The 17,175-nt window shown below is 59.8% G+C and carries 17 protein-coding genes; 7 read left to right on the top strand and 10 right to left on the bottom strand.

What is annotated here, in order from left to right; genetic code table 11:
* Window positions 1-192: 192 nt before the first annotated feature.
* A complete protein-coding gene (gene kynU, locus AB4N82_RS14605) occupies window positions 193-1,443 on the bottom strand; it encodes a kynureninase (protein WP_095186360.1) in 1,251 nt (416 codons plus the stop codon).
* 144 nt (window positions 1,444-1,587) lie between these two features.
* Between kynU and AB4N82_RS14600 the strand changes: the two genes are divergently transcribed.
* Window positions 1,588-2,061 (top strand): Lrp/AsnC family transcriptional regulator, encoded by a 474-nt coding sequence (locus AB4N82_RS14600; protein WP_032885579.1) that lies wholly within the window; start codon window positions 1,588-1,590, stop codon window positions 2,059-2,061.
* 123 nt (window positions 2,062-2,184) lie between these two features.
* Here the strand turns inward: AB4N82_RS14600 and catA are convergent, their stop codons facing one another.
* The 3 genes from catA to AB4N82_RS14585 are packed head-to-tail and all read right to left on the bottom strand — an operon-like array spanning window position 2,185 to window position 4,586.
* Window positions 2,185-3,114: a catechol 1,2-dioxygenase gene (gene catA / locus AB4N82_RS14595; RefSeq protein ID WP_122680716.1), complete on the bottom strand. Its 930-nt coding sequence runs from the start codon at window positions 3,112-3,114 to the stop codon at window positions 2,185-2,187.
* Between the two features lie 41 nt (window positions 3,115-3,155).
* Entirely contained in the window at window positions 3,156-3,446 is a 291-nt protein-coding gene (catC, locus tag AB4N82_RS14590; protein WP_032885577.1) for a muconolactone Delta-isomerase, read from the bottom strand.
* A gap of 12 nt (window positions 3,447-3,458) precedes the next feature.
* Entirely contained in the window at window positions 3,459-4,586 is a 1,128-nt protein-coding gene (locus AB4N82_RS14585; RefSeq protein WP_032885576.1) for a muconate cycloisomerase family protein, read from the bottom strand.
* Between the two features lie 114 nt (window positions 4,587-4,700).
* On the opposite strand from AB4N82_RS14585, the gene AB4N82_RS14580 reads away from it, so the two are divergent.
* A complete protein-coding gene (locus AB4N82_RS14580) occupies window positions 4,701-5,576 on the top strand; it encodes a LysR family transcriptional regulator (RefSeq protein ID WP_095186358.1) in 876 nt (291 codons plus the stop codon).
* A 133-nt stretch (window positions 5,577-5,709) separates the two neighbouring features.
* Here AB4N82_RS14580 and AB4N82_RS14575 read toward each other — a convergent pair whose 3' ends face one another.
* The gene (locus AB4N82_RS14575) at window positions 5,710-6,702 is read right to left on the bottom strand and encodes an AraC family transcriptional regulator (protein WP_122763897.1); all 993 of its coding nucleotides are present in this window, start codon (window positions 6,700-6,702) and stop codon (window positions 5,710-5,712) included.
* Window positions 6,703-7,017: 315 nt separating this feature from the next.
* Here AB4N82_RS14575 and antA point away from each other — a divergent pair, with 315 nt between their 5' ends.
* The 4 genes from antA to AB4N82_RS14555 all read left to right on the top strand — a co-directional run bounded on the left by antA (window position 7,018) and on the right by AB4N82_RS14555 (window position 11,580).
* Complete coding sequence (gene antA, locus AB4N82_RS14570) at window positions 7,018-8,409, top strand: anthranilate 1,2-dioxygenase large subunit (RefSeq protein WP_122763898.1); 1,392 nt, start codon at window positions 7,018-7,020, stop codon at window positions 8,407-8,409.
* Window positions 8,409-8,900 (top strand): anthranilate 1,2-dioxygenase small subunit, encoded by a 492-nt coding sequence (gene antB / locus AB4N82_RS14565; protein WP_032885573.1) that lies wholly within the window; start codon window positions 8,409-8,411, stop codon window positions 8,898-8,900. The genes antA and antB overlap by 1 nt, the downstream gene beginning before the upstream one ends.
* Before the next feature lie 196 nt (window positions 8,901-9,096).
* Complete coding sequence (gene antC, locus AB4N82_RS14560) at window positions 9,097-10,104, top strand: anthranilate 1,2-dioxygenase electron transfer component AntC (RefSeq protein ID WP_122763899.1); 1,008 nt, start codon at window positions 9,097-9,099, stop codon at window positions 10,102-10,104.
* A gap of 72 nt (window positions 10,105-10,176) precedes the next feature.
* Window positions 10,177-11,580: an amino acid permease gene (locus AB4N82_RS14555; protein ID WP_122680718.1), complete on the top strand. Its 1,404-nt coding sequence runs from the start codon at window positions 10,177-10,179 to the stop codon at window positions 11,578-11,580.
* A 143-nt stretch (window positions 11,581-11,723) separates the two neighbouring features.
* Here AB4N82_RS14555 and kynA read toward each other — a convergent pair whose 3' ends face one another.
* Window positions 11,724-12,581 (bottom strand): tryptophan 2,3-dioxygenase, encoded by an 858-nt coding sequence (kynA, locus tag AB4N82_RS14550; protein ID WP_032885570.1) that lies wholly within the window; start codon window positions 12,579-12,581, stop codon window positions 11,724-11,726.
* On the bottom strand, window positions 12,578-13,228 hold the full coding sequence (gene kynB, locus AB4N82_RS14545; protein WP_095186356.1) for an arylformamidase: 651 nt from the start codon (window positions 13,226-13,228) through the stop codon (window positions 12,578-12,580). The genes kynA and kynB overlap by 4 nt, the downstream gene beginning before the upstream one ends.
* 385 nt (window positions 13,229-13,613) lie before the next feature.
* Between kynB and AB4N82_RS14540 the strand changes: the two genes are divergently transcribed.
* Complete coding sequence (locus AB4N82_RS14540) at window positions 13,614-13,958, top strand: cupin domain-containing protein (protein ID WP_032885568.1); 345 nt, start codon at window positions 13,614-13,616, stop codon at window positions 13,956-13,958.
* 370 nt (window positions 13,959-14,328) lie between these two features.
* Here AB4N82_RS14540 and AB4N82_RS14535 read toward each other — a convergent pair whose 3' ends face one another.
* Genes AB4N82_RS14535 through AB4N82_RS14525 form a run of 3 tightly spaced genes read right to left on the bottom strand, consistent with a single transcriptional unit; the run spans window position 14,329 to window position 17,059 of the window.
* On the bottom strand, window positions 14,329-14,643 hold the full coding sequence (locus tag AB4N82_RS14535; protein ID WP_460105134.1) for an NAD-binding protein: 315 nt from the start codon (window positions 14,641-14,643) through the stop codon (window positions 14,329-14,331).
* Window positions 14,640-15,527, bottom strand: coding sequence for a 3-hydroxyisobutyrate dehydrogenase (gene mmsB / locus AB4N82_RS14530; protein WP_460105095.1), 888 nt, complete (start codon window positions 15,525-15,527; stop codon window positions 14,640-14,642). Before mmsB ends, AB4N82_RS14535 begins: the two co-directional genes overlap by 4 nt.
* 14 nt (window positions 15,528-15,541) lie before the next feature.
* Window positions 15,542-17,059 carry a CoA-acylating methylmalonate-semialdehyde dehydrogenase gene (locus tag AB4N82_RS14525; RefSeq protein WP_032885566.1) on the bottom strand — a complete coding sequence of 506 codons (1,518 nt, stop codon included), beginning with the start codon at window positions 17,057-17,059 and terminating at the stop codon, window positions 15,542-15,544.
* Between the last annotated feature and the right edge of the window lie 116 nt (window positions 17,060-17,175).

Raw genomic sequence — 17,175 nt, 5'->3', positions numbered from 1 at the left:
TGGTCGCACTATTTGTCTGTTGCCGCAGATCCCTGTGGGAGGGGGCTTGCTCCCGATGGAGGTGTATCAGCTTGCCAATCCGGCGACTGACACACTGCCATCGGGAGCAAGCCCCCTCCCACATGAGGTCTTTGGTGTTTATCCATTGTGTATCTGATGCAAGCCCTCTCCCATAATGTTGTCTGCGTTTATTCAGGTGACGCTGTGGCGGACTTTGAATTGCGGCTGGTCCCAGGTGTTCTCGTCGAGAATCTCACCGAGGATTTCCACAGCGTCCCAGACCTCAGTAAAGCTCGTGTACAGCGGCGTAAACCCAAACCGCATGATGCGCGGCTCGCGGTAATCGCCGATCACGCCACGGGCAATCAGAGCCTGAATCACTGCATAACCTTCGGGGTGCTCAAAACTCACATGGCTACCGCGCCGGGCATGCTCACGCGGGGTGATCAACACCAGGCCATGAGCCGCGCAACGGGCTTCAACCAACTCGATAAACAGATCCGTCAACGCCAGGGATTTAGTGCGCAGGCTGGCCATATCAGTCTGCTCAAAAATCGCCAGCCCACACTCCACCATCGCCAGCGAGGTGATCGGTTGGGTGCCGCACAAGTAGCGGGCAATACCGGCGCTCGGCGCATAGTTGGCTTCCATGGCGAACTGCCGGGTATGCCCGAACCAGCCCGAAAGCGGCTGGCGTACGAGGTCGACCAACGCCGGATTGACCCACACAAACGCCTGGGAGCCCGGACCGCCGTTGAGGTATTTATAAGTGCAGCCAATCGCGTAATCGGCCCCGGCGTTATGCAGATCGATGGGCACCGCACCCGCCGAGTGCGCCAAATCCCAGATACTCAGCGCGCCACATTCATGGCTCAAGGCAGTAAGCGCCTGCATGTCATACATGTAGCCGGTCTTGTAGTTGACGTGGGTGAGCAGCACCACCGCCACGTCGGCGTCGATGGCCTGGTGCAGTTCGTCCGGGCTATTCACCAGGCGCAGGGAGTAACCCTGTTGCAGCAATTCAGCCAGACCTTCGGCGATGTACAGGTCGGTGGGAAAGTTGCTTGCTTCGCTGACGATTACCTTGCGCTCTGCTGCGCGTTGGCGCTGCACCGTCAGTGCAGCGCTGAGCACTTTGAACAGGTTAATGGAGGTGGTATCGGTGATCACCACTTCGCCGTCCCGCGCACCGATCAGCGGCGCAAGGCGATTGCCCAGGCGCTGGGACAAGTCTGCCCAGCCGGCGCTGTTCCAACTGCGGATCAAGCCATTGCCCCACTCCTCGGCAATCACCTGTTGCGCCCGCGCCAGCGATGCCACCGGACGCGCGCCAAGGGAGTTACCGTCGAGGTAGATCACACCCTCCGGCAAGGAAAATTGATTGCGCAACGGCGCCAGCGGGTCCTGGGCGTCGAGGGCTTGGCAATGGCTTCGGGTGGTCATGGAGAGTCCTGGTTTTTATAGGTGGGAATGAACCAAATAATGAACGAAGCTTTAGAGAATTTTCGTGCAAAGTGGTGGGTAACAGGCTAATTAAGCAGTAGGAAATTCGAATTTAACCCCTAAACACGCGGATTTATTCAAACCATGATTCTTGACGCCACCGACCTGCGACTCCTGCATTTCCTGCAACAGGATGGCCGTATCAGCAACCAGGAACTGGCGGAAAAAGTCGCACTGTCGCCCTCCGCCTGCCTGCGCCGTTTGCGTCTGCTGGAGAGTGAAGGAATCATCAGCGGCTACCGCGCAGTGCTGAATGCCGAGCAATTGGGGATCGAGCTGGAAGCCATCGTCCACCTGTCGTTGCGCCAGGATGTGGAGGATTGGCATGAGACGTTTATCAAGAAGGTGCAAGGCTGGCCGGAAGTGGCCAGCGCCTATGTGATCACCGGCGCCAGCAACTATGTGCTGCGGGTGCAGGCGCGCAACCTCAAGCACTTTTCGGACTTTATCGTGAACCACCTGAACCGCACGGCGGGGGTGATGGATATACGCTCGGAAATCGTGCTGCAGAAGATCAAGGATAAGGATGAGGTACTTGATCTCGTCGTACGCAAATAGTCAGCCACGTCTCAGATCAAATGTGGGAGGGGGCTTGCCCCCGATGGCGGTGTGTCAGTCACTTAAATGTTGACTGATCCGCCGCTATCGGGAGCAAGCCCCCTCCCACATTTTTGACCGCATTTAGTCTTCGAGGGCGCGGACTCGCTGCATGCGTTTCTGTTCTACCGGCGCATCAGCCGTCTGCAACTCAAAATCAAAATCAATCTGTGCAAACCGCCCTTCCACCCCAAACTCCCGCGCCAGTTGCTGATCGTCGCTGAAGCGAATCTCGGCAATTAATTCATCCCGCGTCGCGTAGGCAAAGTCATCGTGCAGGTACGGGTCATCCGACAGGTTGATCTGTGTCGTCAGGTGCCGATGCCCCGGCGCCGAGATGAAGAAGTGGATATGTGCCGGCCGCTGCCCGTGGCGCCCCAATTGATCGAGCAGTTGCTGGGTCGGTCCAGTCGGCGGGCAGCCGTAGCCCGACGGCACGATGCTGCGAAAACGGTAGTTACCCTGGGCGTCGGTCTCTATGCGTCGGCGCAGGTTAAATTCCGACTGGGTGTTATCGAACCAGGAATAAGTGCCGCCCGTGTTGGCCTGCCACACATCCACAATCGCCCCAGCCAACGGTTTACCGTTGGTGTCGCGCACTTGTCCGCGCATGAACAGCGGCACTGCGGCATCCGTCCCGTCATCCAACCGCGCTTCGTACTGGGACAGCGGCGCACCGGCCACGTACAGCGGGCCTTCGATGGTACGTGGCGTGCCGCCGGATTTGCCGGCTTCTTCATCGGCGGCGTCCATCAACATGTCCAGGTAGTGCTCCAGGCCCAACCCGGCGGCAAGCAGTCCGGCTTCCTGGTTCTTGCCCAGTTCGTTGAGGTAGTTGACCGCCTTCCAGAACTCTTCCGGCGTCACGTCCAGGTCTTCGATGATGTTCACGGTGTCGCGCAAAATCCGGTAGATCAGCGCTTTGGTGCGCGGGTTACCGCCGTCATTAAGGTTGCCGCTGGCTTCTTCGAGAAACTGTTGGGCGTGGGCAGTCTGGGACAGTCGGATGGACATGGTGCGATCCTCATCTTGTAATTGTTAGGTGTAGAACAGGCTTAACGGTCGTCCTCATGGATCGACGAAGGGTGCCGGCACAGAGCGTTCACTTCGATGGCCATGTAGGGATAAAGCGGCAGTTGCATCAGCAGGTCGTGCAGCTCTTGCACGCTGTCGACATCGAACACGCTGTAGTTGGCGTAAAGCCCGGCGATGCGCCACAGGTGGCGCCATTTGCCTTGCTCTTGTAAACGTCGAGCCAGGGCTTTTTCGTCGGCCTTGAGGCGGGCGGCGCGCTCCGGATTCATGTCGACGGGCAGATTCACGGTCATTTTTACGTGGAACAACATGGCAAGCGCCTCTTAGTGTTTGTCACGACGGAAGAACGCCAGACGCTCTTCATCGATGGCCAGGCCCAGGCCCGGCGCAGTGGAGACATGCAACTGAAAATCGCGGTACACCGGCGGTTCGGTGAGGATGTCTTCGGTGAGCAGCAGCGGACCGAACAGTTCGGTGTCCCACGCCAGCTTGTTCAAGGTCAGGAACGCATGGGCCGAGGCCAGGGTGCCGATGCCGCCTTCGAGCATGGTGCCGCCGTACAGGCCGATACCCGCCGCTTCAGCAATCGCGGCCGTGCGCAAAACCGCACGCGGGCCGCCGTTCTTGGCGATCTTCAGGGCGAACACTGACGCCGCACCTTCACGGGCGAGGTTGAAGGCATCCTCGACACATTCGATGGATTCATCCGCCATGATCGGCGCTGGGCTCGACAGGTTCAGCCGGGCCATGCCGCCACGGTTATTGCGCGAGATCGGTTGTTCGATCAGGTCGATGCCGTTGTCGCCAAGCACCTTGCACGCGCGCAGGGCGACGGCTTCATCCCAGGCCTGATTGACGTCGACGCGCACACTGGCGCGCTCGCCCAAGGCCTTTTTGATCGCGATCACATGAGCGAGGTCGCGACCGACTTCACCGGCGCCGATCTTGAGTTTGAAGATGCGGTGGCGGCGCAGGTCGAGCATCTTTTCGGCTTCGGCGATGTCTTGTTCGGTGTTGCCGCTGGCCAAGGTCCAGGCCACCGGCAACGCGTCACGTACACGGCCGCCGAGCAGCTCGCTCACCGGCAGGTTCAGGCGTTTGCCCAATGCATCGAGCAACGCGCTTTCAATGCCGGACTTGGCAAAGGTATTGCCGCGAATACTGCGCTCCAGGCGCAACATGGCGGCGTTGATGTTGCTGGCGTCCTGGCCGATCAGCAGCGGCGCGAAGTGGCGGTCGATATTGATTTTGATGCTGTCGGGACTCTCGTTGCCGTAGCTCAGACCGCCGATGGTAGTGGACTCACCGATGCCTTCGATGCCGTCGGCGCAACGCACGCGGATGATCACCAGGGTCTGGTTCTGCATCGTGTGCATTGCCAGCTTGTGCGGGCGAATGGTGGGAAGGTCGACGATAATGGTCTCGATCGACTCAATGGCGCAAATCGGCATGGCAATACCCGCTGGGTTCTTTATAGGTCTGCGCTGATTCTGTTCCCGCTCTTTGCGTGGAGCCAATATAGAATTAGTCTCGAACAATACTCTCAAGGTATGAAAGGAGCCGTCATGGAACTGCGTCATCTGCGCTACTTCCAAGTGCTGGGCGAAACCCTCAACTTCACCCGGGCCGCCGAACGCCTGCACATCGCCCAACCACCGTTGAGCCGGCAGATCCAGCAACTGGAGGATGAGCTGGGGGTGATTCTGCTGGAACGCGGCCGCCCGCTGCGACTGACCGAAGCCGGGCGGTTTTTCTATGAACACGCCAATGTGCTGCTCGAACAGTTGAACAAGGTCTGCGACAGCACCCGGCGCATCGGCCAGGGCGAAAAGACCTGGCTGGGCATCGGCTTTGCGCCGTCGACTTTGTATGGCGTACTGCCCGAGCTGATCCGGCGGCTGCGCAGCCATGACGCGCTGGAGCTGGAATTGGGTTTGTCCGAAATGACCACCTTGCAGCAGGTTGAAGCGCTCAAAGCCGGGCGCATCGATGTCGGCTTCGGGCGTATCCGCATCGACGACCCAGCCATTGACCAGCGTGTACTGGTGGAGGATCGACTGGTGGCGGTACTGCCTGCCGGCCACCCGCTGCTGGCTGCGCCGGCCACCCTCGCCCAATTGGCCGCCGAGCCGTTTGTGCTCTACCCCGGCAACCCACGCCCCAGTTATGCCGACCATGTGATCGCGCTGTTCGATACCCACGGTTTAAGTCTCAAGGTGGCGCAGTGGACTAACGAGCTGCAGACCGCGATTGGCCTGGTCGGCGCTGGCATGGGCGTGACGCTGGTGCCTGCGTCGGTGCAGGTGCTGCATCGGGCGGATATCGGTTACACGCCGATTGTGGAAACCACCGCGACCTCGCCGATTATTCTCAGCCGAAGGGTGAATGATCAGTCGCCGGGGCTTAGTCATTGCCTGCAGTTGGTTGAAGAACTGATCTGAAATTCTCTAAACACTGCGATCTCCCTGTGGTAGGGGGCTTGCCCCCGATTGCGGTGTGCCAGTTGACGAATGGGCTGACTGATCCACCGTTATCGGGGGCAAGCCCCCTCCCACATTTTGCTCTTCATCAGGCTCAAGTACTGCGCAGGCGATTGCGCTGCAGCGTCTGGCTGGGCGACTCATCAAACAGCTTGCGATACTCCGCCGAAAACCGTCCCAAGTGAGTAAAGCCCCAGCCCAAGGCAATCTCGGAGATGGTACGAATTGAACCGTGCTCAAGGATTTCCTGGCGCACCGCGCCCAGTCGGTACTTCTTCAGGTAGGCCATCGGCGACAGGGCAAAGTACTTTCGGAAAGCGTCGAACAGCTTGAAGCGCGACACGCCTGCTGCGGCTTCCAGGTCTTCCAGGTGCAGCGCTTCGCGGGCGTTGTCGTGAATGTATTGGCGCGCGCGGATCAAGTAATGCGGCAGTTTCACGCCCAGTACGTCGCGCAGTTCTTCGGAGTAATTACTGGGCTGGGCCAGGATCAACCCCTTGATCAGCGAGCTTTCCAGATCCCGGGTAAACGCGGCCTGTTCATACAACTCGCTGCTGCGCTCCAGTTCGGCAATGAAGTAACGCGCCATGCGCCACCACGAGGCCGGGGCGCCATCCACCGCATCCATCACCGACTCAAAGCGCAGCGGCGCGTCGATGGGCCGTTGCAACAAACCTTCCAGTGACTCACTCATCGCTGCCCGCGTAATCACCACTTGCAGCTTGCGACAGTCCCCGGAAATCGCCAGCACCTGGTGCTCGTTGGGCGAGATGATCACGCCTTGGTCGCGGTTGGAACTCAGGAGCTCACCGTTCTTGCTCAACTCCTGCTCACCCACCAACGGCAGGCTGAGGCTGTAGCTGCTGAAGTGCTCGGCATCCTCGATATCGATGGTCACGTCGGTGCCGTATTCGATCACGCCCAAGGTGGTCGCGCGGGACTTGAACACATTGGCGCTGTGGTGAAAACGCAGGCGCTCCGGGGTCGTCGTCGCCAGGCGGTGCGGCCCGCAGATGCCGGACATCCAGCTGCGGGCGCCTTCGAGGTCGAAGCGTTGGATATGGATATCGCGTGTCTGGCTGCTCATCAGGGTGCACCCACGGCGGTTAGGCGTTTGCGCGCTCTGACGGCGCGTCGTTATCGTTGTTGGACAGCAAGTTCTGCGCCACGCCGGTGGTAGCGCCACTGGGTGGATAGCAAGGGCCGACTATGTGGATAAGTCACCGGTTTTCATGCCCCTCGCGCCCTATGACAGTAGCGCATGACGTTACCTCGCCGCACCGTATTGGGTACTCCGCGCCCAACTTTGCGGCCCATCTTCCCCCATTAAGCGGATAGCCCACGCCCTGCCCCGCTGCCTCTAATAAACCACCGATTAGCCCCTATCAAAAAGGTGCCTCCCATGAGTGGTGCAAGAAGCGTCGAGCAGTGGAAAAGCTTTATCGAAAGCTGCCTGGATTTTCGTCCGGCAGACGAAGTGTTCCGCATCGCCCGGGACATGTTCACCGAGCCGCAACTGTTCGACCTGGAGATGGAACTGATCTTCGAAAAGAACTGGATCTACGCCTGCCACGAAAGCGAACTCGCCCATAACCATGACTTCGTGACCATGCGCGCCGGGCGCCAGCCGATGATTATCACCCGCGATGGCGAAGGCCAGCTCAATGCGCTGATCAACGCCTGCCAGCATCGCGGCACCACCCTCACCCGCGTCGGCAAGGGCAACCAGTCCACCTTTACCTGCCCGTTTCACGCCTGGTGTTACAAGAGCGATGGCCGGTTGGTGAAGGTCAAGGCGCCGGGGGAATACCCGGAAGGTTTCGACAAAGCCACCCGCGGCCTTAAAAAAGCGCGAATCGAAAGCTACAAAGGTTTTGTGTTTATCAGTCTGGACGTGAACGGCACGGACAGCCTGGAAGACTTCCTCGGCGATGCCAAAGTGTTCTTCGACATGATGGTCGCGCAATCCGCCACCGGTGAGCTGGAAGTGCTGCCGGGAAAATCCGCCTACACCTACGACGGCAACTGGAAGCTGCAGAACGAAAACGGTCTGGACGGTTATCACGTGAGCACCGTGCACTACAACTACGTGGCCACGGTGCAGCATCGCCAACAGGTGAATACCGAGAACGGCACCGGTTCCGGCACCACACTGGACTACAGCAAACTCGGTGCAGGCGACGCGAATACCGATGACGGTTGGTTCGCCTTCAACAACGGCCACAGCCTGTTGTTCAGCGACATGCCCAACCCGACCGTGCGTTCCGGCTACGCCACCATCATGCCGCGCCTGGTGGAAGAACACGGCCAGCAAAAAGCCGAATGGATGATGCACCGCCTGCGCAATCTGAACATCTATCCGAGCCTGTTCTTCCTCGATCAGATCAGCTCGCAACTGCGCATCATCCGCCCGGTTGCGTGGAACAAGACCGAGATCATCAGCCAATGCCTGGGGGTGAAAAACGAGTCCGACGCTGACCGCGAAAACCGCATTCGCCAATTCGAGGATTTCTTCAACGTATCGGGCATGGGCACGCCGGACGACCTGGTGGAGTTTCGTGAAGCCCAGCGTGGTTTCCAAGGCCGCCTGGAGCGCTGGAGCGATATCTCCCGTGGCAGCCATCGCTGGGAGACCGGCCCGACACCGAACAGTGAAGCCATCGGCATCCAACCGGCCATGACCGGCACTGAATTCACCCACGAAGGGCTGTACGTCAACCAGCACCGCAGCTGGCAGCAGTTCCTGCTCAACGGCCTTGATCGACAAGCGCTGACACTGCGGGAGGTGCAATGATGAATGCCCAACTGCAATACAGGATCGAGCAGTTTTTCTACCGAAAATCCGAACTCTGCGACGCCCAAGACTGGGACGCCTATGTGCAGCTGTTCGATCCGCAGAGCGAGTTCCATCTGCCGCAATGGGACTCGGAGCATGTGTACACCCGCGATCCCAAACGCGAGATGTCGTTGATCTACTACGCCAACCGCTCAGGCCTGGAAGACCGAGTCTTTCGCCTGCGCACCGGCAAGGCAGCCTCGGCCACGCCAATGCCGCGCACCTTGCACCTGATCAATAACGTGCGCATCGCAGAACAGGCGGATGGGTCGCTGGAAGTGAAGCTGAACTGGCACACGCTGTTCTATCGGCTGGCGACTTCGGAGCAGTTTTACGGACAGGCCACTTACCGCCTCAAACCTGAGGGAGACAGTTGGCTGATCACTCGCAAGCATGCGCTGCTGCTCAACGACACCATCAACTCGGTGCTGGATTTCTATCACCTCTAAAGCACCCTTGTTGTGGTGGTGAGCGGGCTTTTTGTGGTGAGCGAGCTTGCCCCGCGCAGCGGCCCCTGGTGCAAGCACTGCGGTTTGGCGGGAAAAATGCGGCGACTCTCATGTGGCTGCTTCGCAGCCCAGCGCGGGGCAAGACCGCTCACCCCAACAGGCCGTACGTACGTCATAAATATGCAGAGAACAACACATGAATCACAAAGTGGCCTTCAGTTTTGCCGACGGCAAGACCCTGTTTTTCCCCGTGGGCGCCCATGAAATCCTATTGGATGCGGCCCTGCGCAATGGCATCAAGATCCCCCTGGATTGCCGCGAAGGTGTATGCGGCACCTGCCAGGGTCGTTGCGAATCGGGCGACTACACCCAGGACTACGTGGACGACGAAGCCCTCTCAAGCCTCGACCTGCAACAACGCAAGATGCTCAGTTGCCAGACGCGGGTGAAGTCCGACGCCACCTTCTACTTCGACTTTGATTCGAGCTTGTGCAATGCACCGAACCCGGTGCAGGTGCGCGGAACGGTCAGCGAGGTGCAACTGGTGTCGGCCAGTACGGCGATCCTCAACGTGCAATTGGACGCGCCACTGGATTTTCTACCCGGCCAATATGCACGCCTCTCGGTGCCTGGCACGGACAGTTGGCGTTCCTACTCTTTCGCCAACCTGGCGGGCAATCAGGTGCAGTTTCTGATCCGCTTGCTGCCCGATGGGGTGATGAGCAACTACCTGCGTGAGCGCTGCCAAATCGGCGATGAACTGCTGATGGAGGCACCGCTGGGTGCGTTCTACCTTCGGCACGTCACCCAACCGCTGGTGCTGGTCGCCGGCGGCACCGGGTTGTCGGCGCTGCTGGGCATGCTCGATCAACTGGCCGCCACTGGCTGCGACCAGCCGGTGCATCTCTACTATGGCGTGCGCGGTGCCGAGGACTTATGCGAAGCAACACGCATCGCGGCCTACGCGGCGAAACTGCCGGGTTTTCGCTACACCGAAGTCCTCAGCGACCCCGCAGATGACTGGCCCGGAAAGCGCGGCTACCTCACCCAACATTTCGACTTGGCCGAATTGCGGGACGGATCGGCGGATATGTATGTCTGCGGCCCCCCTCCAATGGTCGAATCCATCCAACAATGGCTGGCGGATCAGGCACTTGATGGCGTTCAGCTGTATTACGAAAAGTTTACGCAGAGTAATATCTGACTCCTCAGCACTTCTGAGGGGCTGGTGCGGCGTGCAATCAACCCCAAGAAAAACAAGTAGAAGGGAACGTTAATGGCGGATGACATGGTTAACCCGGTGGGCCTCAAGCGTGGCCTGAAGAACCGGCATATTCAGCTGATCGCCTTGGGAGGGGCGATTGGCACGGGGTTGTTCCTCGGCTCGGCCGGGGTGCTCAAGTCGGCGGGCCCGTCGATGATCCTGGGCTACGCGATTGCGGGCTTCATTGCGTTCCTGATCATGCGCCAGCTCGGTGAAATGATCGTCGAAGAGCCGGTGGCCGGCTCGTTCAGCCACTTCGCCCACAAATACTGGGGCGGCTACGCGGGCTTCCTGGCCGGTTGGAACTACTGGGTGCTGTACGTACTGGTGGGCATGGCCGAACTGACGGCCGTGGGCAAGTACATCCAGTTCTGGTGGCCGGAGATCCCGACCTGGGTCAGCGCGCTGGTGTTCTTTGTTGCGGTGAACCTGATCAACACCCTGAACGTGAAGTTCTTCGGTGAAACCGAGTTCTGGTTCGCAATCATCAAGGTGGTGGCGATTGTCGGCATGATCGTGCTCGGCTGCTACCTGCTGTTCAGCGGCACCGGCGGCCCGCAAGCGTCCATCAGTAACCTGTGGAGCCACGGCGGGTTCTTCCCGAATGGCGGCATGGGGCTGTTGATGTCGATGGCGTTCATCATGTTCTCGTTCGGTGGCCTGGAGCTGGTGGGTATTACCGCCGCCGAAGCCACCGAACCGCGCAAAGTGATTCCTAAAGCGATCAACCAGGTGGTCTACCGGATCCTGATCTTCTACGTCGGTGCCCTGACCGTGCTGCTGTCGCTGTACCCATGGGACCAACTGCTGCAAACCCTCGGCGCGTCGGGCGACCCCTACAGCGGCAGCCCGTTTGTGCAAATCTTCTCGCTGATCGGTAACGACACCGCCGCGCACATCCTCAACTTCGTGGTGCTGACCGCGGCGCTGTCGGTGTACAACAGCGGCGTGTACTGCAACAGCCGCATGCTGTTCGGCCTGGCCGAGCAAGGCGATGCGCCAAAAGCGCTGATGAAGCTCAACAAGCAAGGCGTGCCACTGCGGGCTCTGGCGATCTCGGCGTTGGTGACGATGCTGTGCGTGGTGGTCAACTACGTGGCGCCGCAGAGTGCGCTGGAGTTGCTGTTTGCGCTGGTGGTTGCGTCGCTGATGATCAACTGGGCGCTGATCAGCATCACCCACATCAAGTTCCGCAAGGCCATGGGCGAGCAAGGCGTGACGCCATCGTTCAAGACCTTCTGGTTCCCGTTCAGCAACTACCTGTGCCTGGCGTTCATGCTGATGATCATCAGCGTGATGCTGGCGATCCCGGGTATTCGCGAGTCGGTGTATGCGATGCCGATTTGGGTGGGGATTATCTATGTGGCTTACCGGTTGCGAGTGAGTAAGGCGAAAGCGGTCGCCGCTGCGCAGTAATACCCAAGTGGGAGGGGGCTTGCCCCCGATAGCAGCGTGTCAGTCACTTATGTGCCCACTGACCCACCGCCATCGGGGGCAAGCCCCCTCCCACATTTGATTGCATTGCAAATGAAAAGCCCCGGTAATCCGGGGCTTTTTGTTTACAGCGTGGAGCGCACTCGCCACAACTCGGGGAACAGCACGGTGTCGAGCATCTTGCGCAGATACCCCACGCCTTCGGTGCCGCCAGTACCGGGTTGGAAACCGATGATGCGCTCAACGGTGGTCACATGCCGAAAGCGCCACTGGCGGAACGAATCTTCCAGATCGATAAACTTCTCAGCCAACTGATACAAATCCCAATAACGGCTCGGATCGCGATACACCTCGCGCCACGCCGCCTCCACCGACTCATCGTGAACGGTGGCCGCCGTCGGGTCGCGCTCGGCGCGTTGGGGATCAATCGCAAGGCCCGCCTTGGTCATCAAGTTGATCGCTTCGTCATACAGCGACGGCGTGGCAATCGCCACTTTCAACTCGTTCAACAACTCCGGCCGATGGGCGTGAGGCCGCAACAGCGCCGCGCTTTTATTGCCGAGGATAAATTCGATCTCGCGATACTGGAACGACTGGAACCCGGACGATTGCCCCAGGAACGGACGAATCGCTTTGTATTCCGAAGGCGTCATGGTCGCCAGCACGGCCCAGGCGTGCACCAGTTGGTCAAAGATCCGCGACACCCGCGCCAGCATCTTGAACGCTGGTGGCAACTCGCCCAGTCGCACATGCTCACGGGCGGCCTTGAGTTCGTGGAGCATCAGTTTCATCCACAGCTCAGAGGTCTGGTGCTGGATGATGAAGAGCATTTCGTTGTGGTCCGGCGACAGCGGGTGCTGGGCGCTGAGGACTTTGCCCAGGTCCAGGTAGTCGCCGTAGCTCATGGACTCGGAAAAATTCAGCTCGGCGTTATGCCATTCTTCCGGCGGTTGGTAATCAGCAGAGAAGGGACATTGGCTCATCGCGTGGGCTCCTTGAGCGGACGGAGAATAGCGCGGACCGGGCTGGCGTCCAGGTTGGCAAAGCGCAGCGGCAGCGCGATCAGTTCGTAGTCGCCTTCCGCTACCTCGTCGAGCACGATGCCTTCGAGAATCGCCATCCCATGCCGGGCCACGGCGTTGTGGGAATCCATGGTCTTGGACTGTTGCGGATCCAGCGAGGGCGTGTCGATACCGATCAGGCGCACGCCCAGGCTGGCGAGCAGCTCAATGGTTTGCGGCGCGATGGCGGTGAAATTCGAGTCCCATTCAGTCAGCGGCGCTTGTGGATAAGTACGCAGCAACACACGCTCCGGCAAGTTATCCACACGGCCTTCTAATTGATGCGGTTGCACCAGCGCGCCGCTGCCGAGGCAATGCAGCACCCGACACGGGCCCATGTACACGTCCAACGACACTTCACCGATGGGTGCACCGTCTGCGCTGTAGTGCAGCGGCGCATCCACGTGGGCGCCGGTGTGCGGCGACAAGGTAATGCGCCCTACATTCACCGGGCACTCCGGGCCGAACTGCCACACGCGCTCTTCCTGGAACGGCGTATCACCCGGCCAGGTCGGGGTCGCCGTACTCAAGGGCGGGCTGATATCCCACCACGTTTTTATTGGGTTCATTTAAAGGCTCTCGGCGGTTACTGGGGTGAATGATACGAGGGCCAGGGCTGAATTTTCTTGCGAATTCCTGCGCCAAGCGGGAAATCTTTCGCACTTACTGCGAGGAAATTACTTATTTACGCTCAGAAGTGTCGCCTGGCCACGGTGGAGCTGCCACCAAGGATTAATGTGGGAGGGGGCTTGCCCTCGATGGCGGTGGGTCAGTTGACACAGGTGCAGGCTGACCCGGCGCCATCGGGGGCAAGCCCCCTCCCACATTGACTGCGCATGACCTGAGGAGTCGCATTCACCTGCGCTTCTGGGCATCCCGATGTCGAGTTCAGACCACTGGCGCAACGCACAAGGCCTTAGGGTGCATCTTCCCATTACCTGCCTCGGAGCCATCATGTCCACGCCCATTACCGTACTGCGCGACACCCATCCCCTGCCGGTCCTGGATGCCTGCAAATGGGAAAAACTCGAAGGCGATCCGCACACCGTCAACCTCAACGCCTACACCAGCGAAGACGGCAGCAAGATCATGGGCACCTGGATCTGCACCCCGGGCAAGTGGTACGTGGATTATGTGAAGTGGGAGTACTGCCACTTCCAGGAAGGCTACTGCATCATCACCCCTGAAGGGATGGAGCCGATTCACCTGCGGGCTGGGGATATCTTTGTGGTAGAGCCGGGGATGAAGGGGACATGGGAAGTGGTCGAGACGGTGCGCAAGTATTTTGTATTCGCCTGAGGTTTTTGTGGTGCACCGGTTTACTGAGCTGAGCCACTTATTGAGGTGCTCCGGTTTACCGAGCTGACCCACTTATTGTGGTGCTCCGGTTTACCGAGCTGACCCACTTATTGTGGTGCTCCGGTTTACCGAGCTGACCCACTTATTGTGGTGCTCCGGTTTACCGAGCTGACCCACTTATTGTGGTGCTCCGGTTTACCGAGCTGACCCACTTATTGTGGTGAGCGGGCTCGCCCCGCGCTGGGCTGCGAAGCGGCCCTGACAACAAACGCCGCATTCTTTCTGAAAGAATGCGGCGTTTTCATTGGGCCCGCTTCGCAGCCCCGCGCGGGGCAAGCCCGCTCACTACAATTGCCGTCCCACCGGTGGGTTATTTGGGCTTGCGATAGCTGTTGATAATCGCCGAAAAGTCCTGCCCCCCTTCTCCACGCTGACTCATCGATTGGTACAGCTGCTGAGCCACTGCACCCAGAATGACGGGTTGTTTCGCCTGGCGAGCCGCTTCAGTAGCCATGCCCAAATACCGAGCTGAGCCACTTATTGTGGTGAGCGGGCTTGCCCCGCGCTGGGCTGCGAAGCGGCCCTGAGAACAAACGCCGCATTCTTTCTGAAAGAATGGGCCCGCTTCGCAGCCCGGCGCGGGGCAAGCCCGCTCACTACAATTGCCGTCCCACCGGTGGGTTATTTGGGCTTGCGATAGCTGTTGATAATCGCCGAGAAGTCCTGCCCCCCTTCCCCACGCTGACTCATCGATTGGTACAACTGCTGAGCCACTGCACCCAAAATCACGGGTTGTTTCGCCTGGCGAGCCGCTTCGGTAGCCAGGCCCAAATCCTTGAGCATCAGGTCGGCACCAAACCCGCCTGTGTAACCTCGGGATGACGGCGCCGCTTCGATCACGCCCGGCCATGGGTTGTAGGTGTCCGAACTCCAGCAGCGCCCGGTGGAGCTGTTGATGATCCCGGCCAGCACTTGGGTGTCGATGCCCAGTGCATCACCCAATGCCATAGCCTCGCTGACGCCAACCATGCTGATGCCCAGCAGCAGGTTGTTGCAGATCTTGGCGATTTGCCCCGTGCCCACGTCACCGCAATGCACGATGTTGCGGCCCATCTGCGCCAGCACCGGTTGCAGGGTGGCGAACAGTTCCGGGGTGGCGCCGACCATAAAGGTCAGGGTGCCCGCCTGGGCGCCGCCCGTGCCGCCGGAGACCGGTGCATCGGCCATCACCACGCCTTGCTTGGCGGCAGCAGCGGCGACATCGCGCGCGGTCTGCGGGTCGATGGTGCTGCAATCCACTGCGGGCACGCCGTTGCCGATCCCGGCCAATACACCGTCTTCATTCAGCCAGACACTGCGCACATGGGCGGCGGCTGGCAGCATGGTAATCACCAGCTCGGCGCCTTGTGCAGCTTCACGCGGTGAGCCTGTGACGGTGGCGCCCAGTTCTGCGAACTCCTTGAACACGCCTGGATTAACGTCGAATACATTCAGCTTATTCCCAGCCAAAAGCAGGTTACGGGCCATTGGCGCGCCCATGTTGCCCAAGCCGATAAATGCAATCTTCATGGTCGTCTCCCGAATCAGCGCAGGTTGATGGTGGTGTTGACGCCATCGTTGACCGTGTCGTCATCGAACCAGCGGCTGGTGACGGTTTTGGTCTGGGTATAGAACTGCACCACTTGCTTGCCGTACGGGCCGAGGTCGCCGAGCTTGGAGCCACGGGAACCGGTGAAGCTGAAGAACGGCACCGGCACCGGAATCGGGATGTTGATGCCGACTTGGCCTACATCGATTTCACTCTGGAACTTACGCGCCGCCGCACCGCTTTGGGTGAACAGCCCGGTGCCGTTGCCAAACGGGTTGGCGTTGACCAGCGCGATGGCTTCATCGAGGGTGTCGACTTCCAACACCACCAGCACCGGGCCGAAAATTTCCTGGGTGTAGATCTGCATGTCGGTAGTCACGCCCGAGAACAGGGTCGGACCGACGAAGTTGCCTTGCTCGAAGCCCGGCACCTGAATGTCGCGGCCATCCAGCTCCAGCTTGGCGCCTTCTTTCACGCCGCTTTCGATCAACTCCAGGATACGGGCCTTGGCGCGCTTGGAAATCACCGGGCCGACATCCGTGCCCGCTTCACTACCGGCGTTGACCTTGAGCTTTTGCGCCAGCGCCTTGAGATCCGGCAGCCACTGTTTGGACGCCCCCACCAGCACCACCACCGAGGTGGCCATGCAACGCTGGCCCGCCGCGCCGAAACCGGCACCGACCAGAGCATTGAGGGTGTGTTCGCGGTTGGCATCCGGCAGCACCACGGCGTGGTTCTTGGCGCCCATCATCGATTGCACGCGCTTGCCGTGCTTGCCCGCCAGGTCGTAGACGTGGGTACCGACGGCCGTCGAACCGACGAAGGACACGGCCTTGATGTCTTTATGGGTGCACAGCGCATCCACCACAGCCTTTCCGCCGTGCACCACGTTCAGCACGCCAGGCGGCACACCAGCTTCCAGCGCCAGCTCCACCAGCAGTAGGGTCGACAGCGGGTCTTGTTCGGACGGCTTGAGGACGAAGGTATTACCGCAGGCGATGGCCATCGGGAACATCCACAGCGGAATCATTGCCGGGAAGTTGAACGGGGTAATGCCGGCACACACGCCGATGGGCTGACGCAGGGTGTAAGTGTCGACACCACCCGCGACGTTCTCGGCGAACTCGCCCATTTGCAGGGTGCCGATGGAACAGGCGTGCTCCACCACTTCCAGGCCACGGAAAATGTCGCCCTCGGCATCGGCAATGGTCTTACCCTGCTCGGCGCTGAGGACTACGGCGATGCGTTTGGAATGCTCGCGGATCAAGGCTTGTAGCTTGAGCATGATGCGCATGCGCGCGCCGATCGGCGTCAGCTTCCAGGTCTGGAAGGCGCGATGGGCTGCGTCGATGGCGGCGTTGACTTCATCGGCCGTGGCGAACGGGACTTTGGCCAGCACTTGCTGGGTAGCCGGGTTGACGATGTCTTGCCACTCGGTGGTCTTGGACTCGACCCACTCGCCGTTGATCAGCAACTTGACCTGTTGCACGGAAATATCGGCAGATGCGTTCATGTGGTCTCCAAATCTTATATTTATGCTAGAGAACCAAGGCGTTGAATCGCCTTGAAGAATGAGGCGTTCGGACTGTTTTTGGAGTATAGATGTGCAAATCTCTAATAAGAACGCAC

The sequence above is a fragment of the Pseudomonas sp. H1_D04 genome, assembly GCF_054683855.1.
This window is presented reverse-complemented; position numbering and strand designations above follow the sequence as displayed.